20 protein-coding genes are annotated in these 21938 nt (G+C 70.8%); 14 read left to right on the top strand and 6 right to left on the bottom strand.

Going from position 1 to position 21938, the window contains the following annotated elements; translation table 11 throughout:
- Nucleotides 1-20 precede the first annotated feature (20 nt).
- Nucleotides 21-932: a glycoside hydrolase family 16 protein gene (locus ACOACQ_RS13710; protein ID WP_420288512.1), complete on the bottom strand. Its 912-nt coding sequence runs from the start codon at nucleotides 930-932 to the stop codon at nucleotides 21-23.
- 105 nt (nucleotides 933-1037) lie between these two features.
- Here ACOACQ_RS13710 and ACOACQ_RS13705 point away from each other — a divergent pair, with 105 nt between their 5' ends.
- From ACOACQ_RS13705 to ACOACQ_RS13695, 3 genes are all read left to right on the top strand, one after another.
- Complete coding sequence (locus tag ACOACQ_RS13705) at nucleotides 1038-1784, top strand: helical backbone metal receptor (RefSeq protein ID WP_420288511.1); 747 nt, start codon at nucleotides 1038-1040, stop codon at nucleotides 1782-1784.
- A gap of 5 nt (nucleotides 1785-1789) precedes the next feature.
- Nucleotides 1790-2068 (top strand): hypothetical protein, encoded by a 279-nt coding sequence (locus ACOACQ_RS13700; protein WP_378605827.1) that lies wholly within the window; start codon nucleotides 1790-1792, stop codon nucleotides 2066-2068.
- A gap of 110 nt (nucleotides 2069-2178) precedes the next feature.
- Nucleotides 2179-2421: a hypothetical protein gene (locus ACOACQ_RS13695; protein ID WP_378605830.1), complete on the top strand. Its 243-nt coding sequence runs from the start codon at nucleotides 2179-2181 to the stop codon at nucleotides 2419-2421.
- Between the two features lie 7 nt (nucleotides 2422-2428).
- On the opposite strand, the gene ACOACQ_RS13690 is transcribed toward ACOACQ_RS13695, so the two are convergent.
- The gene (locus ACOACQ_RS13690; RefSeq protein ID WP_378605833.1) at nucleotides 2429-4090 is read right to left on the bottom strand and encodes a helicase HerA-like domain-containing protein; all 1662 of its coding nucleotides are present in this window, start codon (nucleotides 4088-4090) and stop codon (nucleotides 2429-2431) included.
- 69 nt (nucleotides 4091-4159) lie between these two features.
- Between ACOACQ_RS13690 and ACOACQ_RS13685 the strand changes: the two genes are divergently transcribed.
- Nucleotides 4160-4456 carry a type II toxin-antitoxin system VapB family antitoxin gene (locus ACOACQ_RS13685; protein ID WP_182378076.1) on the top strand — a complete coding sequence of 99 codons (297 nt, stop codon included), beginning with the start codon at nucleotides 4160-4162 and terminating at the stop codon, nucleotides 4454-4456.
- Between the two features lie 3 nt (nucleotides 4457-4459).
- Entirely contained in the window at nucleotides 4460-4996 is a 537-nt protein-coding gene (locus ACOACQ_RS13680; protein WP_378605836.1) for a LytR C-terminal domain-containing protein, read from the top strand.
- Between the two features lie 4 nt (nucleotides 4997-5000).
- Here ACOACQ_RS13680 and ACOACQ_RS13675 read toward each other — a convergent pair whose 3' ends face one another.
- The gene (locus ACOACQ_RS13675; protein WP_378605839.1) at nucleotides 5001-6530 is read right to left on the bottom strand and encodes a potassium/proton antiporter; all 1530 of its coding nucleotides are present in this window, start codon (nucleotides 6528-6530) and stop codon (nucleotides 5001-5003) included.
- Nucleotides 6531-6610: 80 nt separating this feature from the next.
- Between ACOACQ_RS13675 and ACOACQ_RS13670 the strand changes: the two genes are divergently transcribed.
- The 9 genes from ACOACQ_RS13670 to ACOACQ_RS13630 all read left to right on the top strand — a co-directional run bounded on the left by ACOACQ_RS13670 (nucleotide 6611) and on the right by ACOACQ_RS13630 (nucleotide 17256).
- Entirely contained in the window at nucleotides 6611-8083 is a 1473-nt protein-coding gene (locus ACOACQ_RS13670; RefSeq protein WP_420288510.1) for an FAD-binding protein, read from the top strand.
- A gap of 76 nt (nucleotides 8084-8159) precedes the next feature.
- Nucleotides 8160-9344, top strand: a complete 1185-nt coding sequence (locus ACOACQ_RS13665; RefSeq protein ID WP_420288509.1) for a pyridoxal phosphate-dependent aminotransferase — start codon at nucleotides 8160-8162, stop codon at nucleotides 9342-9344.
- Nucleotides 9345-9388: 44 nt separating this feature from the next.
- Nucleotides 9389-9838, top strand: a complete 450-nt coding sequence (locus tag ACOACQ_RS13660) for a hypothetical protein (protein ID WP_378605848.1) — start codon at nucleotides 9389-9391, stop codon at nucleotides 9836-9838.
- 1 nt (nucleotide 9839) lies between these two features.
- Nucleotides 9840-10811 (top strand): hypothetical protein, encoded by a 972-nt coding sequence (locus ACOACQ_RS13655; RefSeq protein WP_378605851.1) that lies wholly within the window; start codon nucleotides 9840-9842, stop codon nucleotides 10809-10811.
- Complete coding sequence (locus tag ACOACQ_RS13650; RefSeq protein ID WP_420288508.1) at nucleotides 10808-12202, top strand: hypothetical protein; 1395 nt, start codon at nucleotides 10808-10810, stop codon at nucleotides 12200-12202. Before ACOACQ_RS13655 ends, ACOACQ_RS13650 begins: the two co-directional genes overlap by 4 nt.
- A 175-nt stretch (nucleotides 12203-12377) precedes the next feature.
- Nucleotides 12378-13376, top strand: a complete 999-nt coding sequence (locus ACOACQ_RS13645; RefSeq protein ID WP_378605856.1) for an AurF N-oxygenase family protein — start codon at nucleotides 12378-12380, stop codon at nucleotides 13374-13376.
- Between the two features lie 10 nt (nucleotides 13377-13386).
- Nucleotides 13387-15069: an FAD-dependent oxidoreductase gene (locus tag ACOACQ_RS13640; protein WP_378605859.1), complete on the top strand. Its 1683-nt coding sequence runs from the start codon at nucleotides 13387-13389 to the stop codon at nucleotides 15067-15069.
- Between the two features lie 28 nt (nucleotides 15070-15097).
- The gene (locus tag ACOACQ_RS13635; protein ID WP_378605862.1) at nucleotides 15098-15811 is read left to right on the top strand and encodes a TetR/AcrR family transcriptional regulator; all 714 of its coding nucleotides are present in this window, start codon (nucleotides 15098-15100) and stop codon (nucleotides 15809-15811) included.
- Nucleotides 15808-17256 (top strand): flavin-containing monooxygenase, encoded by a 1449-nt coding sequence (locus ACOACQ_RS13630; RefSeq protein WP_378605865.1) that lies wholly within the window; start codon nucleotides 15808-15810, stop codon nucleotides 17254-17256. The genes ACOACQ_RS13635 and ACOACQ_RS13630 overlap by 4 nt, the downstream gene beginning before the upstream one ends.
- A 113-nt stretch (nucleotides 17257-17369) precedes the next feature.
- Here the strand turns inward: ACOACQ_RS13630 and ACOACQ_RS13625 are convergent, their stop codons facing one another.
- The 3 genes from ACOACQ_RS13625 to ACOACQ_RS13615 are packed head-to-tail and all read right to left on the bottom strand — an operon-like array spanning nucleotide 17370 to nucleotide 21935.
- On the bottom strand, nucleotides 17370-18527 hold the full coding sequence (locus ACOACQ_RS13625) for an acyl-CoA dehydrogenase family protein (RefSeq protein ID WP_378605868.1): 1158 nt from the start codon (nucleotides 18525-18527) through the stop codon (nucleotides 17370-17372).
- Nucleotides 18528-18573: 46 nt separating this feature from the next.
- On the bottom strand, nucleotides 18574-19710 hold the full coding sequence (locus ACOACQ_RS13620; protein WP_420288507.1) for a CaiB/BaiF CoA transferase family protein: 1137 nt from the start codon (nucleotides 19708-19710) through the stop codon (nucleotides 18574-18576).
- Nucleotides 19707-21935, bottom strand: a complete 2229-nt coding sequence (locus ACOACQ_RS13615) for an acyl-CoA dehydrogenase (protein ID WP_420288506.1) — start codon at nucleotides 21933-21935, stop codon at nucleotides 19707-19709. The genes ACOACQ_RS13620 and ACOACQ_RS13615 overlap by 4 nt, the downstream gene beginning before the upstream one ends.
- Between the last annotated feature and the right edge of the window lie 3 nt (nucleotides 21936-21938).

Raw genomic sequence — 21938 nt, 5'->3', positions numbered from 1 at the left:
GTCCGGGCGGCAAGCGGACCTCAGCGCCAGACGCGCACCCAGTCGACCTGCAGGGTCGACACAGCGGGCGTCGACGCGGACACGGCGTTCCACAGTTGTCCGACCACCTGGTTCATGACCAGGTAGAACGGCTTGTCGAACGGCCGCGACCCCGACAAGGGGGACGCAGCGATCCACGAGTGGATGTGGCAGACCTTGCCGTCGTACAGGAAGCGCATCGATGTCGGCGTCCACTCGACGGCATAGCGGTGGTACGCCGTCGAGGCCGTGGGCACCGTGCAGTCGTGCCCCGTGCCCTTCTTGTTCTCGCCGCCGTAGTGGACGGACGGGTAGACCTTGGTGGGACGCGCGCTGAACCACTCCGCGACATCGACCTCACCGGAGTGCGGCCAACTGCCGTAGGTGTTCTCCTGGGGATAGAGCCACAGTGCCGAGTGCGCTCCGGCGACCGTCGCGCTGGGGAACCGCGCCCGGAACTCGAACCGACCGTAGGTCTGGGCGAACCGCTTCGTGCTGGTCACCGCTCCTGCCGTCGACTTCGCGCTGTAGATGCCGAACGGCTGCTTGCAGGCGAAGCGCTCCAGGCGCGAGGCCAGGTTGAGCGTCCCGTTCGCCACGAGCACGTTCTGGGGCCGGTTCACGTAGCACCCCGTGAGGCTCGCGTGCAGTCCGCTCGTGGCCGTCTCGGTGACGACCCACTTGGTCGGGTCGAGCCTGCTGCCGGTGAAGTTCTCCTCGAACGAGCAGGCGTACCTCCCGCCGCCGGCCTTGAGGGGCCTTTCACCACCGCAGGTCGGGGCGACCGCCACGGCCAGCCTGTCGGCCGGGACACCGGCCGGCGAGGCAGAGGTCGGCACCGCGCCCGCAGAGGCGAGCACCATGATCGCTCCGGTCACGGCCGCACTGACACACCACACGCCAAACCGGGTCATGCCTGATTCCTCCCCATGAAACACACGGTCCGCCCGCGTCAATGGCGCATCCTGCACCATCCGGGTCGATCCGACCAGAGGGACGAACCCGGATACGGTGGCCGGGTGCTGATCCTCGACGACCTCGGCGACGCCGTCGACCTGCCCCGCCCCCCGGTGCGGATCGTGTCCCTGGTCCCCTCGATCACCGAGGCCCTGGCCACCGATCTGCGCCAGCGCCTGGTCGGCGCCACCGACTGGTGCACCCACCCGGCCGACCTCGACGTCACCCGCGTTCGCGGCACGAAGAATCCCGACCTCAAGGCCGTCCGCGCGCTCGAGCCCGACCTGGTCGTCGCCAACAAGGAGGAGAACCGCGCGCTCGACGTCCGACGCCTCCGCGACGCCGGCGTACCCGTGTGGGTCACCGACATCGAGACGGTGCCGCAGGCGCTCGACTCGCTCGACCGGCTGTACGAGAGCGCCCTGCAGGTCGCGCGACCGGAGTGGCTGGCCACGGCACGGGCACGCTGGGACCGTTCCCTTCCGCCGACGCGGGGGCGGGTCGTCGTACCGATCTGGCGGGATCCGTGGATGGTGGTCGGACCGCGCACCTACACCGGCGACCTGTTGCGGCGCCTCGGCTGGGTCCCTGTGTACGACGACGGCGAGGACCGCTACCCGGCCGTGGACCTGGCCGCGATCGACCGGGCCGACGTCGACCTCGTGCTGCTGCCCGACGAGCCCTACGTCTTCACCGAGGACGACGGGCCCGAGGCGTTCACGCAGGTGCCGACGCGACTCGTGTCCGGCCGCCTGCTGACCTGGTACGGCCCGGCGATGGTCGAGGCGTACGACCTGCTGTCATCCTGAGCCGCATGCGCAACGCTGCCGTACGGCTCGCCCTCGTCGCCGTCGGCTTCCTGTCGTTCCCCGGCAGCGCGTTCTTCCTCGACGGGTCCGACGAGTCAGGATCCTTCATCCTGCCGGTGGCCGCCGCTGCCAGCGTCGCGATCGGAGCCGTGGTGGGGCGGTGGGGCCTCGACCCGGCACTCACCGCCCGTGATCGATCGGTGGCCGGGGCGCTCTGGGCCCTCCTCGGCGTGGTTCTCAGCCTCGGCGCCTACTTCGTCCTGCTCAGCTCGATCGGATCCTGAGCAGGCTGCCCGGTCCCGCATTGCACCCTGTCGTGCGTGTCACACGGCCCGACACCGTCTCGTAACCACCGAGCAGGAATTCAGAAACCTCACTGGATCACAGTGAACTCATGAAGAAGACGACCTCCCCTGAGACCCAGACCGCGGTTCGTCACCTCGAGTCGGTTGACGCCCCCACCTCGGGCACCACCACCGACGCCGAGGCCGCTGCGGCCAACGCCATCGCTCGACGTGCGGCCCTCCGCGACCGTCACGCCCAGCGCCTCACCACCCTGATGGAACAGCGCCGCGACCTGCGCGGCGTCCACCAGCTCGCTGACTTCGTGGACGACGCGATCCGCTGGACCGCCTGACCCTGGGTCAGCGGCGTCGGCGCGCCGTGCCGAACAGGCCGCGCGCGATCTCGGCAGCAGCAGTTCGCATGAACTGCTTGAACGCCGAGGACTTCACGACGTCGCTGACCAGGCCACCGTCATCGGCCTTGCGGCGTACGCCCGAACCACTGGACCGGGGCGCGGACCTCTCCTTGTCGGCCTTCTCGACGACCTTCTCCTGCGCCTCGGCCTCGGCCCGGGCGCCCTCCTCCAGCCTCTTCGCGAGGAGCTCGCGGGCCGACTCGCGGTCGACCACGGTCGAGTACGTCGCGAAACGGGGGCTGGCCTTGACGGTCGCCTCCATGGACTCGGTGGTGCTCGGAGCCATCAACGACTCGGGCGCGCGCAGCCGGGTCCAGGCGACGGGCGTCGGCGCACCGCGTTCACCCATCACCGTCACGATCGCCTCGCCCGTGCCGAGTGTCGTCAGCACCTCGCCGAGGTCGTCGTACTCGCTGTTGGGGTAGGTGTTGACGGTCGCCTTGAGCGCCTTGGCGTCGTTCGGCGTGTGGGCACGCAGCGCGTGCTGGATCCGTGATCCGAGCTGCGCCAGCACTTCGTCGGGTACGTCGGTGGGGCTCTGTGTCACGAAGAAGACGCCCACGCCCTTGGAGCGGATCAATCGCACCGTCTGGGCGATCTGCTCGAGGAACGGCTTGGACGCGTCCCGGAACAGCAGGTGCGCCTCGTCGAAGAAGAACACCAGCTTCGGCTTGTCGACGTCGCCGACCTCGGGCAGGTCGTGGAACAGGTCGGCCAGCAGCCACATCAGGAACGTCGAGAAGACCGCCGGCCGCTCCTGGAGGTTCGGCAGCTCGACCAGGCTGATCAGGCCGCGCTCGTCGCCCGCCATCTGGAGCAGGTCGGCCGAGTTGAACTCCGGCTCGCCGAAGAACGCCTCGGCGCCCTGGTCCGCGAAGGTGATCAGCTCGCGCAGGATGACCCCGGCGGTGGCGGCGGACAGCCCGCCGAGCTCCTTGAGCTCCGGCTTTCCCTCGTCGCTGGTCAGGTGCTGCACGACCGCGCGCAGGTCGGCGAGGTCCAGCAACGGCAGGCCGGCCTTGTCGGCGTAGTGGAAGACCAGCCCGAGGCTGGACTCCTGGGTGTCGTTGAGGCCGAGGATCCGGCTGAGCAGGATCGGGCCGAACGAGGAGATCGTCACCCGGATCGGGATGCCGATGCCCTGGCCGCCGAGCGCGTAGTACTCCACCGGGAAGCCGGTCGCCGTCCACGTCTGGCCGACCGAGGTGGTCCGGGCGATCAGCTTCTCGTTCGACACGCCCGGCGTGGCGAGACCGGAGAGGTCACCCTTGATGTCGGCGGCGAAGACCGGGACGCCGGCGGCGCTGAGCTGCTCGGCCATCAGCTGGAGGGTCTTCGTCTTGCCCGTACCGGTCGCACCGGCGACCAGGCCGTGCCGGTTGAGCATCGAGAGCGGGATCCGGATGGTGCTGCCGGTCAGGCCGTCGGGGCCGGTCATCAGGCCACCGAGCTCCAGCGCAGGGCCTTCGAAGGCGTACCCGGGGGCGATCGCCGCCTCGAGGGCGCTGGTTGCTGCCGGGGCGGCGGGAGCTGCCGGAGCGGCGGGGGCCGCCGGGGTGGCGGCGGGGGCGGGCGTCTCGGCTGCGGGCGTCGGCTCCTGGGTCATGGCCCGAACTCTAGAGGGGAAGTGGGATCGACAGCGGCGACTGAGGCGCGGCACCTAGACTCGCCAGCAGTGATCTTCAAGCGCGTGGGCGTCGGGCGTCCCTATCCCGACCATGGGCTCACCTCCCGGGGATGGGCTGCCGTGCCCCCACGCCAGGTGCGCCTCGACGAGCTCGTCACCACCAAGGAGACGCTGCAGCTCTCCTCACTGCTCGACGACGACTCGACCTTCTACGGTGACTTGTTCGCCCACGTGGTGTTGTGGAGGGATGAGTTCTATCTGGAGGACGGGTTGCACCGTGCCCTGCGTGCCGCCCTGCAACAGCGCAACGTGCTCCACGCCCGCGTCGTCCGGATGGAGGGCTGACGCGTGACACTCGACGTCCGCGAGAGCAGCCGCTCCGCCATCACCCTGGCCGTGCTGGGCGTGGTCTTCCTGGCCGGCCTGACCTGGGCCTGGTCCCGCGTCACCGAGCCGTTCCCCGAGCGTGCCGAGGCGGCGCCCTGCACCAGCACACTGATCCGGGCGGGCGAGGACGTCGCCCCGCCCCAGGTCCTGGTGACCGTGCTCAACGCCGGTGGCGGCAACGGGCTCGCGAGCACCACCATGGCCAAGCTCGCGGGGTTCGGCTTCGTCGCGGGCAAGACCGGCAACGCCCCGAACGGCACCGCCCCGCTGGCCGCGCAGGTGTGGGCGAGCGACCCCGAGGACCCCGCGGCGATGCTCCTGGCGTCGTACCTCGGCAAGAACGTGGAGATCGTCGACCAGCCGTCGGGCTACCCCGGCATCACCATCGTGGTGGGCAAGAAGTTCAAGGGCGTCCGCAAGGGACACCCGACGGTCACCGCACAGGACGACAGCTACGTCTGCACGCCGCCGCTGAGCACCGTGCCCGACGCGGCCTGACGGGCTACCGCCGCGCTGGCGGGTTGTCGTCGCCCAGCCACTGCGCGAGCCGCCCGCCTGCACTGACCTGGCGGAGCCGTTGCTCGGTCGCTTCGCGCTGCTTGCGTGGCGTCACCACGATCATGTCGTCGCCGTGGCGCAGGACGGTACGACGCTCCGGCACCGTGGCCTCGCCGTCGCGCACGATCATCGACACACTGGCTCCCACGGGCAGGCGCAGCTCGCCGACCTCCACCCCGTGGAGCTGCGACTTGGGACTGATGGTGACCTGCAACAGGTCCGCCGCGACCCGGTCGAGCGGGGCCGCCTCCACCTCGATCCCCCGCGGCTCCGAGCGTCGGGCCACCTTCAGGATCCGCGCCGCCAGCGGCAGGGTCGGGCCCGTGAGCAACGTGTAGACGATGACCATCACGAAGACGATGTCGAACAGGCGGGTCGCGCCGTCGACCCCTTCGGCGAGCGGGATGGTCGTGAGCACGATCGGCACGGCGCCCCGCAGGCCTGCCCACGACATGAAGCCGAGCTCGTTCCAGGGCGTGTGTTCGCCGAACGGCCGGAGGACGCCGGCGCTGACCGCCACGGACACCGGGCGCGCCACGAACGTCAGGATCAGGCCGGCGACGACCGCGAGGCCGACCACGTTCCACGTCAGGCGGTCGGGCGACAGCAGCAGGCCGAGCATCACGAACAGCCCGATCTGGGCGATCCACGCCAGCCCTTCGACGAAGGACCGCGTGGTGCCCCGGTGGGGCAGGTCGGCGTTGCCGAGGGCCAGCGCGGCGACGTAGACCGCCGCGAACCCGCTGGCGTGCACGGCCGCCGCGGCGCCGTACGCGACGAGGGTGAGGCAGAGGATGGCGATGGGATAGAGGCCGGACGACGGCAGGGCCGCGCGGCGCATCACCCAGGCACCACCGAACCCGGCGGCCAGGCCGAAAGCGACGCCGGCGATCAGCTCGTAGATGACGATGCCGGTGCTGCCGAGCAGGCCGTGCTCGGCGAACGCCCCCGACGAGACGAGGGTGACGATGACGACCGTCGGCGCGTCGTTGAGGCCGGACTCGGCCTCGAGGGTGCCGGAGATGCGCTTGGGCAGCGGCACGACGCGGAGCACCGAGAACACGGCCGCGGCATCGGTGGGCGAACAGACCGCACCCAGCAGCACGGCCAGCTCCCACGGCAGGCCGAGCAGGTAGTGCCCGCCCACCGCCACGATCGCGACCGAGATGACGACGCCGAGGGTCGCCAGGGACAGCCCCATCCGCATGGCCGGGCGCGCGTCTGGCCAGTTCGTCGTGAGGCCACCCTCGGCGAGGATGATCGCCAGCGCGGCGAAGCCGAGGGCGTGCGCCAGCTGCGCGTCCTCGAAACCGATCCCGACCCCGCCCTCACCGAGCGCGACACCCATCAGCAGGTAGACCAGGAGGCTGGGCAGGCCCACGCCCGAGGACAAACGGACGGCGAGGACGGCCAGCAGCGTCACCCCGGCACCCACCAGGACGAACGTGTCGAGCTGATGGACATCGAACGTCAAGAGGGCACCTCAGGGTCACTCGGCTCTCGTCGGGTGGCGGGTACGTAGTCTATCGGTAGAACGTGTTCTAGATTAGGACCATGACGACTGCCACGCCCGCCGGTTTGACCCTCCCCGCGACGGTCCCCGCCGACCAGTTGACCGAGGATGCCGAGTCCTTCGACGTGGTCGTCGTGGGCTTCGGAATCGCGGGCGGGTGCGCGGCCCTCGAAGCAGCCCGCGACGGCGCCAGCGTCCTCCTGCTCGAGCGTGCGGCGGTTCACGGCGGCACGTCCTCGATGTCGGGCGGCCACTTCTACCTCGGCGGGGGTACGGCGGTGCAGCGGGCGACCGGGCACGACGACCCGGTCGAGGAGATGGTGCGCTACCTGATGGCCAGCACCAAGGACCCCGACGAGCAGAAGATCCGCGCGTACTGCGAGGGCTCGGTCGAGCACTTCGACTGGCTCGAGGCGCTCGGCTTCGAGTTCGAGCGCTCCTTCTTCCCCGGCAAGGCCGTCATCCAGCCCGGCACCCAGGGCCTGATGTACACCGGCAACGAGAAGGTCTGGCCGTTCCGCGAGGACATCGCGCCGGCTCCCCGCGGCCACAAGGTCCCGGTCCCCGGCGACACCGAGGGAACCCGGATCGTGATGGACCTGCTCCGCGACCAGGTCGAGAAGGCCGGTGTCGAGGTCCGCTACGAGACCGGCGCGACCAACCTGGTCGTCGACGGCGACCGCGTGGTCGGCCTGGCCTGGAAGTCCTTCGAGCAGACCGGCCTGGTCCGGGCCGGCGGAGTGGTGATCGCCGCTGGCGGCTTCGTGAACAACCAGGACATGGTCGACCACTACACGCCGGCGCTGAAGTCCGCGACGTTCACCCTCGGGTCGACGTACGACGACGGGCTGGCCATCCGGCTCGGCGAGTCCGTGGGTGCGGCCCTCGAGAACATGGACGAGCCGTTCATCACCGCGCCGTTCTACCCGCCGTCCGACCTGGTCAAGGGGCTGATCGTGAACCGTGACGGCCAGCGGTTCGTGGCCGAGGACAGCTACCACGCGCGGACGTCGTACGAGGTCCTGCGCCAGCCGGGCGGGGTCGCCTTCCTGATCGTCGACAGCGACCACTACGAGGAGCAGCGGATGTCGCTGGCCCCGCTCAAGGACGGCTTCGAGACCATCGAGGAGATGGAGTCCGGCCTCGGCCTGCCCGAGGGATCACTCGTCGCGACGATGGCCAGCTACAACAAGCACGCCGCCGCCGGCGAGGACCCGGACCTGCACAAGCACCCCGACTGGCTCGCCCCGCAGACCACCGCGCCGTGGGCGGTCCTGGAGCTGAGCCTCGGTGTCGCCTATTACGCCGGCTTCACCCTCGGCGGCATGGCCACGACCGTCGACGGCGAGGTACGACGCCCCGACGGCTCGGTCATCCCCGGCCTGTACGCCGCCGGTGCGTGCGCCTCCAACATCGCCCAGGACGGTGCAGGGTACTGCTCGGGCACCCAGCTCGGGGAGGGCTCGTTCTTCGGGCGCCGCGCCGGTGCTGCGGCGTCTCGATACGCTCGCTGACGCTCGCTACTCGACGAGCATGCTCGTCGAGTAGCCGCGAGCAACGAGCGGCGTATCGAGACGCAGGAGGCACGTGATGGACAGGTACGCCGCAGCGGCGCGGGCGAACGTCCCTCCGTTCCATGTCATGGACCTGCTCGCGGGGGCGGCGGAGCGGCAGCGCACCCACGGCGACCTGGTCAATCTCGTCGCCGGCCAGCCCAGCACCGGCGCACCGTCGCCGGTCAGCGCCGAGGCGATCCGGTTGCTCGGCACGGGTGACCCGCTCGGCTACACGACCTCGACGGGCATCCCCGAGCTCCGCGAGGCGATCGCCGGCCACTACCGCCGGTCCTACGCACTGGAGATCAGCGCCGACGACGTCATCGTGACGACCGGATCGAGCGGCGGCTTCCTGCTCGCGTTCCTCGCCGCGTTCGACGCGGGCGACCGCGTGGCGATCGCCCGGCCCGGCTACCCCTGCTACCGCAACGTCCTCAGCGCACTGGGGTGCGAGCTCGTCGAGATCCCGACCGGCCCGGCGACCCGCTTCCAGCCGACGGTGGAGCAGCTGGCCGAGGCGCATGCACACACGCCGTTCGCCGGCCTCGTCGTGGCGAGCCCGGCCAACCCGACCGGCACGATGCTGCTGCCCGAGGAGCTGGCCGCGATCACGCGCTGGTGCGACACCCACGGCGTCCAGCTGGTCTCCGACGAGATCTACCACGGCATCGAGTACCCCGACGGTCCCAGCGGCACGGGCAGCCTGGCGAGCTCGGCCTGGCAGACGTCACGCGAGGCTGTCGTGTTCGGGTCGTTCTCGAAGTACTTCTCCATGACCGGGTGGCGACTCGGCTGGATGCTGGCCCCCGAGCGACTGCGCCGACCGGTCGACGTACTGACGGGGAACTTCAGCATCTGTCCCCCGGTCCTGGCGCAGCACGCGGCACTGGCGGCGTTCGACGACGCGTCGTACGCCGAGCTCGACGCGCACGTCGGGCGCTACGCCCACAACCGCGGGCTGCTGCTCGACGGGCTGCGACGCCTGGGCATCACCGAGCTCGCCCCGGCCGACGGCGCGTTCTACGCGTACGCCGACGTCCGGCACCTGACGAACGACTCAATGGCCTACGCCCGCGACCTGCTCGCCCGCACCGGTGTCGCGGTCGCCACCGGCATCGACTTCGACACCGTCGACGGCGGCAGGTTCCTCCGCTTCAGCTTCGCGGGTACGACGGCCGACATCGTCACCGCGCTGGACCGCCTCGACGGACACCTCTGAATCAACAGGTTTGAGGATCCCGATCCGGGGAAGGGGCGCGTTTCATGTACGGCGACACGGAACTCATCCGGCGCCGCGTCTCGGCACTGCGCGACCAGGGCGCCGAGGTGCGGGCCCTGGCCGACGAGCTCGTCGCGCGGGTCGAGGGCCTCGGCTGGACCGGCCGCGCGGCTGACGCGATGACCGAACGCGTCTCCGATCGCGCCCGCCACCTCCGCACGGCCGCCAGCGGCCATGTGGCCGCTGCCGACGCGCTCGCCTCGCACGCCGAGGCGGTCGACCTGGCCACCGACGACATCGCGAACGTCGAGGCCCGGGTGACCGCGATGGTCGCCGACGCCCGGGCACGGATCGCGGCCATCGCTGCCGCCAACGAGGACGGCCGGCCCGCCGTCACCCCCGATCCCACCGACGAGACCCTGGCCGCGTTCGTGGCCCCGCCGCGCGGACACCGTGACTGGCTCGACGTCGACGTCCCCGGACTGGAGCGCTGACGTGCCCACCATCGACCTGACCCGGATCCCTTCGAGGGAGCCCGAGCCGCCCGCACCCGTGCCGCTGCGCAGTCCGATCGACGCCGCACCCCGCCGCGTGGGCCTGACGCTTCCCGAGCTCCAGCACGCCGCACGGCTGGCCGGCGACGCTCCGCTGCCGTTCGACGTGGCGCCGCCCGCGGCCACCGACGCGATGCAGTCGCGTCTGGGCCAGAGCCCGGCCACCACCGAGGACCAGTCGTACCGCTCCGTGGTCGACGCCCTGAACGAGCCCGTCGAGTCGCTGACCCGCCGAGGGCTGGTCGTCGACGGCGTCCTCGATCCCGGCGTCGCCGGCGCGATCGGCCTGCTCGCCGCTCCGCACATCGCGCTCGAAGCGGACCTGCGGATCGGGGAGGTCCAGGCCAAGGTCTGGCACCGCCAGGAAGGTGCGGCAGTCGCGTCGCTGTCCACGGTCGACGGCATCGTCTTCGAGCTCGGCTGGTTCGGCGTCGACGCCTGGGCGGCCGAGCTCGCCCGCGTGGCCGCCCCGTCCGAGGAGGCCGCGCTCAAGCCCTCCGTCCTGCCGTCGTACGTCGACCTCCCGCTCGAGCTCGCGGACGCGGCTGCCGAGGCCGTGCGCGTGGGCCGGGGGGATCTCATCCCGGTGCTGACCTCGCGTCACTCCGGGGCCACCCGCGGACCTGAAGGGGTGCTGTCCGACGACGTGGTCGCCCGCTTGCTGGTGGCGTTGTCCGGTGAGGCGCAGGGCCGCTTGCGCGCCCTGGTGGCCGACGTGTCCGGGGACGAGGTCGACACAGTCGGCGTCGTGTCGTGGACGCTGCTCGCCGACGGCTGGCGAGCACTGCGACCGCATCACGAGGACGGCGTCCTGCGCCTGGAGATCCGTGCCGTCGAGCCCGCCGACCTGGCCGGCGTGATCGCTCCCGTGATCGCGCCCCTCGTCGCCACCGCCGCTGGGGAGGACCGATGACCCCCGAGACCGAAGAAACCGTGGATCCGGTGCTGTCCGCTGCCGGTGTCGAGCGTCGCAGCACGCCGGAGACCGCTGTCGAGGCAGCCGACCTGGCCGACAAGTACGACCAGATGCTGCGCCTGGCCGACCTGTTCGACGACGCGGGCGCCCAGATGCGCGAATGGGCCAAGCTCGGCCGCGACGTGCTGACGGACCCGGAGATCGCCGCGTCGACGGCGCTGTCCCCCCGGACCTGGGCCACGGCGGAGGAGGAGCTGCGGGCCGCCACCACGGGCAAGGACGGCCTGTTGAGCCGTTCGATCGAGCTGGACGCCGACGCCCTCATCCTGCGGGCCACGGTGCTGACGTACCGCTGGATCGACGAGCTCCAGGCCGCGGCCTACGAGACCCTGGGCTCGATCGCCGGCCGGGCGATCGGCTACCTCGCACCCCAGGTCAGCCTCGGCGGCGCCATCGTGGCTGCGGGCCTGATCGAGACCGACGCCCTGGACCGCGACGGCGTCGCTTCCTACCTCAACGACCTGGCCGCGGCGAACCCGGAGCTGATGGACCACGTCACCACGGGTGGCGGGCTGCTCGACAGCCTCCAGATGCGCGGACTGCTGACGGCCGGTGTGCTGTCCGGCGAGAGCGGCCGCGCGGCGCGCGCCGGTGGCCTGCGCGCGGCCGGCGTCGCCCCGCTCACCTCCGACTGGGGCGCGGCGCTGCGCGACGTCGCGATGGGCGCCAGCGACCCGGTCGACACCACGGACGCCGCACCCACCGCACCCGAGGCCCGCCCGGATGCCCCGGAGGGCCTCGGCGACCTGATGGCCCTGCTCACCAGCAGCGACCGCGCGCACGACCCGGTCCGCATCCTGCAGGTCGGCCCCGGCCGACTCGTGGCCCTGCTCACCGGTGCCGCCGGATCCGGTCCGGCACCCGGGCGGCTGCGCCTGGTCTCCGGCGACCAGTCCGGCTACGCCGCCGACGTCATCCGGGCCCTCACCGCCGCCGCAGCCGCCACCGACGAGCCGACCCGCGTGATGCTGGTGGGCCGCGGCACCGGCGGCGCTGCCGCGCTCGAGATCGCCACCCGTGCGGACCTGCCGGGCTTCGTGGTCGACCAGGTGGTGACGGCGAACGCACCGTCGGCGCAGCTGCCGCACCTGTCGGGCGACGTACTCGTGCTGTCCCTGGAGGACCGCTCCGACCCCGTCGCCCTGCTCGGTTCACTGATCAACGCGACCTCGGCCAACCGCCTCACCGTCGTGTACGACGCCGCGTACGACCCGGACCTGCCGGCCCTCGTGGCCGGGGGCCGGGCGGCGGACCGTGCCGACCACCCGGACCTCGTGGCGGCGCTCGCCCGCTGGCGCGAGCAGGGCTACCTGCGCCCCTCCGCCTGACCGACCGCACGCTCCCGACGGAGCGATCTGCACCACACCCGCCGCCTGACGCGGTCCGCGGGGGCTGACGCGCGCCCTCGAGTTCCTTGACAAAACCGGGGTCAATGTATGCAACATAGTGTTGCGCTAACAGAGTGCATGCTCCCGATTTCGATGACGAGAACGGACCCGAACCATGACTGCCACCGCCGATCGCACCGCTGACATCGCTCCGGACACCACGGGGCTCAGCTACCAGGACACCCTCCGGGTGCTGTCCGAGGCGTCGGTGCACCAGCACTTCGACGCGTTCCTCGACATCGCCTGGGACAGCCCCGAGTTCGAGATGATCCCGGACGACCCGCGCTGGGTGCTCCCCGAGATCGACCCGCTCGGCCGGACCGAGTGGTACCAGTCGCTGCCGCTCGACCGACAGATCGAGATCGGCAAGTACCGCCTCTCCAACATCATGAAGGTCGGCCTGCAGTTCGAGCAGGTGCTGATCGGCGGCATCATGAGCCACCTGATCGGCATGGGCAACAACCGCGCCGAGTTCCGCTACTCCACGCACGAGGTCACCGAGGAGTGCCACCACACCCAGATGTTCCAGGAGGGTGTGAACCGGATCGGTGTCGACGTCCAGGGCGGTCCGAAGTGGTTCGTCAAGGTGGCGCCGTTCCTGTGCCTGGCCGGCGGGCCGCTCACCAACATCTTCTTCATCGGCATCCTCGCCGGCGAGGAGCCGATCGACTACCTGCAGAAGTCGGTGCTGCGCTCGGGCCACGACCTGCACCCGATCGTCGAGCGCGTGATGCAGATCCACGTCGCCGAGGAGGCGCGCCACATCGGCTTCGCCCACAGCTACCTCGTCGAGCGCTCCAAGGACTGGGGCCGCGTGCAGCGGTTCGGCCTGTCCCTGGCCTACCCGGTCATCATGCGGGTGCTGTGCGACGTGATCATGAAGCCGACCCGCCAGATGCAGAAGGACCTCGGCATCCCGAAGCAGGTCATGCGTGAGGTCTACTGGAAGAGCCCCGAGTCGCAGAAGCTGCTGCGCGACACCTTCGGCGACGTGCGCATGCTCGCCGAGGAGCTCGACCTCATGAACACGGTCTCGCGCCGGATCTGGCGTGCCCTGGGCATCAACGGCACCGCCTCGCGGTTCCGCAGCGAGCCCAAGTCCGCCGCCGTCTGAGCTGACCTCCATGGCCTACGTCGTCACGCAGTCCTGCTGCGCCGATGCTTCCTGCGTCGTCGCCTGTCCGGTCAACTGCATCCACCCCGCGCCGGGCGAGCCCGGTTTCGGCACCTCCGAGATGGTCTACATCGACGCCGACTCCTGTGTCGGCTGCGGAGCCTGCGCGACGGCCTGCCCGGTCGGCGCCATGGTCCCCGATGCTGCGCTGACCACCAAGCAGCTGCCGTTCATCGAGCTCAACGCGGCCTACTACGACGCGTTCCCGCACGCCGACCGGACGCCCCTGGCTCTGGTGCCGCAGCAGCGCCGGCTCACCCGGCGCGGCCCGTTCCGGGTCGCGGTCGTCGGCGCCGGACCGGCCGGCCTCTACACGGCGGACGAGCTGCTCAAGCACCCCGAGATCGAGGGCGTCGACGTCTATGACCGGCTCCGGACGCCGTACGGCCTGGTCCGGCACGGGGTCGCACCCGACCACGCCTCGACCAAGCAGGTCACCCGGCTGTTCGAGGCGATCGAGCGGCAGCCCCGCTTCCGCTACTTCCTCGGCGCCCCCGTTGGAGCTGTCGGCACCGAGGGCGTGACGCTCGCCGACCTGCGCGAGAGCTATCACGCCGTCGTCTACGCCGTCGGCGCGTCCGCTGACCGCAACCTCGACATCCCCGGCGAGGACCTCGCCGGATCGATCCCGGCGACGGCAGTGGTCGGTTGGTACAACGGCCACCCGGACCAGCGCGACCTCGACGTCCCGCTCGCCCACGAGCGGGCGGTCGTCGTCGGGAACGGCAACGTCGCGCTCGACGTGGCGCGCATCCTCAGCCGCCCGTTGACCGTCCTCGAAGGCACCGACCTGGCGCCCGAGCCGCTCGAACAGCTCCGCGCGAGCAGCGTGCGGGAGGTCGTGGTGCTCGGCCGCCGCGGCCCCGCCCAGGCTGCCTTCACCGTGCCCGAGCTGATCGGTCTTGCCGGGCTCGACGACGTCGACGTCATCGTCGAAGCCGACCCCGAGCTGCTCGCTGGCGACGACCAGCGCAGCCAGCTCCTTCGCGAGCTCGCCGACCGAACCCCCTCCGACGACCCCGAGCGCCGCCGGATCGTGCTGGCGTTCACGTCCTCCCCCGTCGAGATCCTCGGCGAGGACGGCCGGGTCACCGGCGTCCGGGTCGCCCGCAACGAGCTCGTCGCCACGGCGGACGGCGACGTCCGCGCCCGAGCGACCGACGACGTCCGCACCATCGAGACGGGACTCGTGGTCCGCTCCGTCGGCCACCGCGGCCTCCCCGTCGCCGACCTGCCCTTCGACGACACCACCGCGACCGTCCCCAACGACGGCGGTCGCGTCGAGCCCGGCGTGTACGTCGTCGGCTGGATCAAGCGCGGCCCGAACGGCTTCATCGGCACGAACAAGACCTGCGCCCAGGAGACCGTCGAGGCGATCCTCGACGACCTCGATGCCGGGATCCCCGAGCCGGTCGGATCGGCGCGCCGCGCTGCCGAGCTGGTGCGGGCGGTCCACCCCGAGGCCTCCGACCTCGCCGGCTGGCAGCGCCTCGACGCCGCTGAGCGGGAGCAGGGCGCCCGGATCGGGCGTCCGCGGGCCAAGATCGTCGACCCCGCGGCGCAGCAGATCTTCATGGCGACATCGGGCGATCCTGCGCGTCGGCGCGGGTTCCTACGGCGTACCGTGTCGTGACGCCGTGCTGATCCGAGGAGGTTCCGTCATGGGAGCGCCGAGGGGCGATGCCACTGACGGTCGCAAGCGACGCTGGCAGGAGCACAACGCCGCGCGTCGGCAGGCGATCATCGATGCCGCCATCACCGTCCTGGCCCGGGACATCGCACCGGGCGAAGAGCTCAGCGTCCAGCAGATCGCCGACGAGGCGTCCGTGCACCGGACCGTGCTCTACCGCTACTTCGAGGACCGCACCGACCTCGACCTCTCCATCCAGCAGGAGGTCTGCGCGCTGGCCACGGAGCCGCTGCTGGCGGCCGTGACCCTCGAGGGCACGCCGCGCGAGATCGTGCACCGCATCGTCGACGCCTACGTCGCGTGGGCAGTCGGCAACATGGCGTTGATGCGCTTCGCCGAGCGCGAGGTCGCCGGCGCACCGTCCAAGCCGCTCGACGACGCGATCACCCAGTTCGCCGCCATGATCGAGGAGGTCATCGGCGCCTTCATCGAGATCCTCGGCGTCGAGATGTCCGAGGACGACCGCGACTCCCTGACGCCCTGGGTGTTCCTGCTCGTCGGCGGCGCGATGGCTGCGGTCCGCAGCTGGACCGCCCGTGCCGAGCTGCGCCCCGCCGTACCCGAGTTCACCGCACTGCTCGCCGAGGTCACCTGGCTCCAGGTCGAGGGCCTCGCGAGGACACGCTCCATCGAGCTGCCCGACCTCCCGGTCGAGGAGCTCCTGAACCTGAAGGACACCCCATGACCGACCACGTCGACGTACTCATCATCGGAGCCGGCCTGTCCGGCATCGATGCGGCGTACCACGTGAACAAGGCCTTCCCGGACAAGTCGTACGCCGTCCTCGAGATGCGCCACGCGCTCGGCGGCACCTGGGACCTCTTCCGCTACCCCGGCATCCGGTCCGACTCCGACATGCACACCCTCGGCTTCGGGTGGAAGCCCTGGAAGGGCAGCAAGGCGATCGTCGACGGGCCGGACATCCTCTCCTACCTCCAGGAAGCGGCCGCCGAGAACGGCATCGACGAGCACATCCGCTACCACCACAAGGTCGTCCACGCGGAGTTCTCGAGCGCCGACGCGCTCTGGACGGTGCGCGTCGAGCGGACCGACACCGGCGAGACCACCGAGATCACCTCCAACTTCCTCTGGTCGACGACCGGCTACTACAACTACGACGCCGGCTTCACCCCGGAGTTCGCCGGCCGCGACGACTTCGAGGGCCAGGTGGTCCATCCCCAGCAGTGGCCCGAGGACCTCGACTACGAGGGCAAGCGCGTCGTGGTCATCGGCTCCGGCGCCACCGCCGTGACCCTGATCCCGGCACTCGCCAAGTCCGGCGCCGGACACGTCACGATGCTGCAGCGGACGCCGACGTACATCATCAGCCAGCCGACGCACGACCACCTGTCGGCGCAGATGTACAAGCGCCTGCCCGACACCATCGCGAAGAAGCTCATCCGCACCCGCTACCTCACCAGCCGGATCGCGTTCTACGAGTTCTGCCAGGCCCGGCCGACCGAGTCGCGGGCCCTCCTGCGCAAGCTCCTCGAGCGCCAGCTGCCGAAGGACGTCGACTTCGACCAGCACTTCAAGCCGCCGTACGACCCGTGGGACCAGCGCCTGTGCGCCGTCCCCGGCGGCGACCTGTTCAAGGCGCTGCGCCAGCACACCGTCGACATCGTGACCGACCACATCGACCGGTTCACCCCGAAGGGCATCCTGCTCAAGTCGGGCCAGGAGCTCGAGGCCGACATCATCATCACGGCCACCGGGCTCAACCTGAACCTGTTCGGTGGGGCCTCGCTCGCCGTCGACGGCGCGGCCGTCAAGCCCGCGGACACCATGGTCTACAAGGGCCTGATGCTGAGCGACGTCCCCAACTTCGCGTTCATCATGGGCTACACGAACGCATCCTGGACCCTCAAGGCCGACCTCGTGTGCGAGTACGTCGTCAAGCTGCTGCGCCGCATGGACGAGTCGGGCTCCCGCACCGTCGTCCCCAACCGCGACCCCTCGATCGCCGAGGAGCCCTTCCTGGACTTCCAGGCCGGCTACGTCATGCGGGTGATCGACGCGATGCCCAAGCAGGGCTCGACGTACCCGTGGCGGCTGAAGATGAACTACTTCCAGGACGTGCTGGCGTTTCGCAAGCCGGTGGACGACGCGGCGCTGGAGTTCTCGGCCTGACGGGGTGCAGGAATACCCGCTTCAGCGGGGAAACTGGCACTTCTTGGCCGTTGCAACAGTCAAGGAGTGCAGGAATACCCGCATAAGCGGGTATTCCTGCACCTCCGCAGCACTCAGCCCGGCGCCGGCATCGACCGCGCGATGATCTCCTTCATGATCTCGCTCGTGCCGGCGTAGATCTGGGAGACGCGGAGGTCGGCCCAGGCCCGCGCGATCGGGTACTCGGTCATGTAGCCGTAGCCACCGTGCAGCTGCAGGCACTTGTCGGCGACCTTCTGCGCACGCTCGGAGCACCAGAGCTTGGCCATCGCCACGGTCGGGATGTCGAGCTGCTTCTCGAGGTGCAGGGTGATGCACTCGTCGACGAACGACCGCGCGACCCGGGCCTCGGTGGCGACCTCGGCCATCTTGAACTTGGTGTTCTGGAAGCCCCAGATCGGGCGGTTGAAGGCGTGCCGGTCGTGGACGTAGCGCAGCGTCTCGTCGAAGCAGAACTCCATCGCGGCAACGTTGGAGACGGCGACGATGAGGCGCTCCTGGGGCAGCTGCTCCATCAGCTGGATGAAGCCCTGGCCCTCCTCGGTGCCGAGCAGGTTGGTGACCGGGATCCGTACGTCGACGAAGCTGAGCTCGGACGTGTCCTGGCCCTTCATCCCGATCTTGTCGAGCACCCGGCCGCGCGAGAAGCCGGGGGTGTCGGTCGGCACGATGACCAGCGAGATGCCGGCAGCGGACTCCTCCGGGTTGGTCTTCACGACCGTGATCACGACGTCGGCCTGGGCGCCGTTGGTGATGAAGGTCTTGGACCCGTTGACGACGTACTCGTCGCCCTCGCGGATCGCCTTGGCCTTGATGTTCTGCAGGTCCGAGCCGGTGCCGGGCTCGGTCATCGCGATCGCCGCGACGACCTCGCCGCTGGCCATCTTCGGCAGCCACTCGAGCTTCTGCTCCTCGGTGCCGTAGTTCAGGATGTAGTGCGCGACGATGCCGTTGTGGAGGGAGACGCCCCAGGAGCTGTCCCCGGCCCGGGCCTGCTCCTCGACGAGGATCGCCTCGTGCGCGAAGGTGCCGCCACCGCCGCCGTACTCCTCGGGCACCGAGAGGCACAGCAGGCCGACCTCGCCGGCCTTGTTCCACAGCTCGCGGTCGACCTGCTTGTTCTCGATGAACCGGTCGACGTTCGGCTTGACCTCCTTCTCGCAGAAGGTGCGCGCGAGGTCGCGGAAGTCGTCGAGGTCGGTGTCCATCCAGGGCGAACGACGCTGGGGCATGGTGATTCCTTCTTTGCAGGTGATGGTGGGACGGGCGACGGAACGGTCAGCCGACGACGCCGGCGGATCGAAGCTCGGCGATGGTGTCGGCGGTGTGGCCGAGCTCGGCGAGGAGGTCATCGGTGTGGGCGCCCAGCCGGGGCGCCGGCGCCGGGACAGGAGGGATGCTGCGCGAGAACCGGGGTGCCGGGGCCGGCTGGACCCGACCGTCGATGTCGACGAAGCTCTGGCGGGCGCGGTTGTGCGGGTGGTCGGGCGCCTCGCTCGGCGACAGCACCGGCGTGACGCAGGCGTCGACCCCGTCGAACACCTCGGTCCACTCGTCCCGGGTCCTCGTGAGGAACGCACCGGCGAAGACCGCCCGGAGCTTGTCCGCCTGGTCCAGGTCGAACGGCGAGGGGAGGTCCTCGTCGCTGAGTCCGAGCCGGCTCAGCAGCTCGGCGTAGAACTGCGGCTCGAGCGCCCCGACGGCGACGTACTTGCCGTCGCTGCAGACGTACGTGTCGTAGAACGCGGCGCCGGAGTCGAGGAAGTTGGTGCCGCGCTCGGGCATCCACAGGCCGGTCGAGGCCATCGCGTGCACGAAGGTGGTGAGCAGGGCGGCGCCCTCCACCATGGAGGCGTCGACCACCTGGCCCTTGCCGGAGAACTCCCGCTCCCGCAGCGCGGCCAGGAGGCCGATCACGAGGAGGAAGCCGCCTCCGGCGAAGTCGGCGACCAGGTTCAGCGGCGGCAGCGGGCGCTCGCCCGCGCGGCCGATGGGCTCGAGCGCGCCGGCGAGCGCGACGTAGTTGATGTCGTGCCCGGCGGCCTGGGCCATCGGACCGTGCTGGCCGTAGCCGGTGAGGCGGCCGTAGACCAGCCGGGGGTTCCAGCCCTGGCAGGCCTCGGGCCCGACGCCCAGGCGCTCGGCAACTCCGGGGCGGAAGCCCTCGACCAGGATGTCCGCGTCGTCGACGAGGCCGCGCACGATGTCGACACCACGGGGGTCCTTGAGGTCGACGGCGATCGACCTCTGGCCGCGGTCGAAGTAGCCGGACGGTACGGCGAGCGCGTCGCCGCCGCCGGCGCGGTCGACCCGGATCACGTCGGCACCGAGATCGGCCAGCACCATGCAGGCGAACGGTGCCGGCGCGAGGCTGGTGAGCTCGATGACCTTGAGCCCGTCGAGGGGGCCGCTCACTGCGCGTCCCTCGGCAGGCCCAGCATCCGCTCTCCGATGACGTTGAGCTGCACCTCGGTCGTGCCGCCGTAGATGGTGGTGGCGCGGCCGGCGATGAGCTGCTCGATGGCGTGGTCGCTCGGCTGTCCCGGGACCGAGACCGTGCCGGCGACACCGAGCTCGGCGACGATGAACTCGGCGATCTTCTGGCTGATGCCCATCGCCAGCAGCTTCCCGGCGCTGGACGTCGTGCTGACGTCGGCTCCGGCGAGCTGCTTGAGGACGACGCGGGCGCTGATGACGTCGATGGCCTGGCTCTCGGCGAGCAGCTCGCCGAGGTGGTAGCGGGCGATGGTGCCGAGCTCGCTGCCACGGGCGACCCGTCCCCGGGCATACCGGAGCAGGTCGCTGTCGTTGGCGTAGGCCTCCATCTTCTGGCTCAGCGCCACCCGCTCGCCGGCGAGTGTCGTGCGCGCGACCTCCCAGCCGTGGTCGACCTCGCCGACGACGTTCTCGTCGGGGATGAAGACGTCGTCGAGGAACACCTCGTTGAACAGGGCCGAACCGGTCATCTCCCGCAACGGGCGTACGTCGACGCCCTCGCTGGCCATGTCGAGCACGAAGTACGTGATGCCCTGGTGCTTCGGCGCATCCGGGTTGGTGCGGGCGATCAGCATCGCCCAGTCGGAGAACTGCGCGACCGTCGTCCAGATCTTCTGGCCGGTCACCTTCCAGCCGCGGTCGACCTTGACCGCCTTCGTCGCGATCGAGGCGAGGTCGGAGCCGGCTCCGGGCTCGCTGAACAGCTGGCACCACACGACCTCGCCACGCAGCGTCGGGACCACCAGGTCCTGGCGCTGCTGCTCGGTGCCGTGCGGCACGATCGCGCCGACCGCCCAGGTGCCCATCAGCAGCTGCGGCAGGTTGATGCCGGCGTGCTTGATCTCCTGCATGATCACGATCTGCTCGAGCGGACCAGCGGCTCGACCGTAGGGCTTGCGCAGGTGCGGCTGGACCCAGCCACCGTCACCGAGCGCGACCAGCTGCTCGTCCTCGTCGGTGATGGCAGCGATCGTCGCCAGCTCGGTGCGGATGGTAGGACGGATCGTCTCCGCCTCCTCCGGCAGCTCGATCTCCAGCGCCCGGCCCACTCCGGCGAGCGCCAGGTCGGCGAGGCGCAGTGCGTGCTTCTCACGGCTGCCGAGCACGCCGCGGAGGGCGAGGGCGCGGCGGTAGTAGAGGTGCGCGTCGTGCTCCCACGTGAAGCCGATGCCGCCGTGCACCTGGATGCAGTCCTGGGTCACCCGCACCGCGAGGTCCGGTACGACGACCGCCGCGACCGTCCCGGCGTAGTCGGCGTTGTCGTCGCCCTTGTCGATGGCGACCGCGGCGTCCCAGACGGCAGCGCGTGCCTGCTCCAGCGCGATGCCCATCCGGGCGCACAGGTGCTTGACCCCCTGGAACTGGCCGATCGGGCGGCCGAACTGGACCCGGATCTTCGCGTACTCCGCAGCTGTGGCCACGGCCCAGGCCATCACGCCCGTGGCCTCCGCGCCGAGGACGACGGCCGCGATCGAGCGGGCCCGCTCGGCGGCCAGGGCGGAGAGGACGTGCTCGGCGTCGACCGCCAGGCCGTCCGCGGTGACCCGTGCGGAACCACGGACCACGTCGATGCTGTCCTGGCGAGCGACCTCGACCGCGGCGGCGTCGACCACGATCCACGTGGTGGAGCCGTCATGCGCCACCGGCAGCACCAGGTGGTCGGCATGCTCGCCGCCGAGCACGCCCTCCCACGTCCCCGACACCGTCCAGGCGCCGTCGACGCCCACGGCCGCCGGGACACCGGAGGCGTCGAGTGCCACGGCAGCGGTCGTCGTACCGTCGATCAGGGCGGGCAGGAGCTCGACGGCCTGCTTGCCGCCGTCGGCCTGGATGAATGCCGAGGCGAGCACCGTCGGCACGAACGGCCCGGGGGCAGCGTGCCGGCCCAGGGCCTCGAGGGCGACGGCGAGGGTCAGCAAGCCGCCGCCGGCACCGCCGGACTCCTCGGCGACGTGGAGGCCGAGCAGGTCGTAGTCGACCAGCGACGGCCAGAAGGCGGGGAACTTCTCCTCGCTCCCGGCGTCGATGTCCTTGCGGACCGCCGCGGCCGGGATGACCGACGCGGCGAGGTCGGCGACCGCGTTGGCGAGGGCGACGTGCTCGTCGATGAGACCGAGGCCGAGCTCGTAGGACTGGCGTGACATGGC

The sequence above is a fragment of the Nocardioides sp. CPCC 206347 genome, from assembly GCF_048654605.1.
In the GTDB taxonomy this organism is placed as follows: domain Bacteria; phylum Actinomycetota; class Actinomycetes; order Propionibacteriales; family Nocardioidaceae; genus Nocardioides.
The sequence above is the reverse complement of the archived record's forward strand: the minus strand, read 5'-3'. Positions and strand labels throughout refer to the sequence as shown.

Excerpts from the sequence above, each read along its gene's own strand:
- ACOACQ_RS13640 (WP_378605859.1), top strand. The coding sequence starts at position 13,387 with ATGGCCTACGTCGTCACGCAGTCCTGCTGCGCCGATGCTTCCTGCGTC.
- ACOACQ_RS13635 (WP_378605862.1), top strand. The coding sequence starts at position 15,098 with ATGGGAGCGCCGAGGGGCGATGCCACTGACGGTCGCAAGCGACGCTGG.
- ACOACQ_RS13630 (WP_378605865.1), top strand. The coding sequence starts at position 15,808 with ATGACCGACCACGTCGACGTACTCATCATCGGAGCCGGCCTGTCCGGC.
- ACOACQ_RS13615 (WP_420288506.1), bottom strand. The coding sequence starts at position 21,935 with ATGTCACGCCAGTCCTACGAGCTCGGCCTCGGTCTCATCGACGAGCAC.
- ACOACQ_RS13625 (WP_378605868.1), bottom strand. The coding sequence starts at position 18,527 with ATGCCCCAGCGTCGTTCGCCCTGGATGGACACCGACCTCGACGACTTC.
- ACOACQ_RS13710 (WP_420288512.1), bottom strand. The coding sequence starts at position 932 with ATGACCCGGTTTGGCGTGTGGTGTGTCAGTGCGGCCGTGACCGGAGCG.
- ACOACQ_RS13650 (WP_420288508.1), top strand. The coding sequence starts at position 10,808 with ATGACCCCCGAGACCGAAGAAACCGTGGATCCGGTGCTGTCCGCTGCC.
- ACOACQ_RS13665 (WP_420288509.1), top strand. The coding sequence starts at position 8,160 with ATGGACAGGTACGCCGCAGCGGCGCGGGCGAACGTCCCTCCGTTCCAT.
- ACOACQ_RS13645 (WP_378605856.1), top strand. The coding sequence starts at position 12,378 with ATGACTGCCACCGCCGATCGCACCGCTGACATCGCTCCGGACACCACG.
- ACOACQ_RS13670 (WP_420288510.1), top strand. The coding sequence starts at position 6,611 with ATGACGACTGCCACGCCCGCCGGTTTGACCCTCCCCGCGACGGTCCCC.
- ACOACQ_RS13660 (WP_378605848.1), top strand. The coding sequence starts at position 9,389 with ATGTACGGCGACACGGAACTCATCCGGCGCCGCGTCTCGGCACTGCGC.
- ACOACQ_RS13690 (WP_378605833.1), bottom strand. The coding sequence starts at position 4,090 with ATGACCCAGGAGCCGACGCCCGCAGCCGAGACGCCCGCCCCCGCCGCC.
- ACOACQ_RS13695 (WP_378605830.1), top strand. The coding sequence starts at position 2,179 with ATGAAGAAGACGACCTCCCCTGAGACCCAGACCGCGGTTCGTCACCTC.
- ACOACQ_RS13700 (WP_378605827.1), top strand. The coding sequence starts at position 1,790 with ATGCGCAACGCTGCCGTACGGCTCGCCCTCGTCGCCGTCGGCTTCCTG.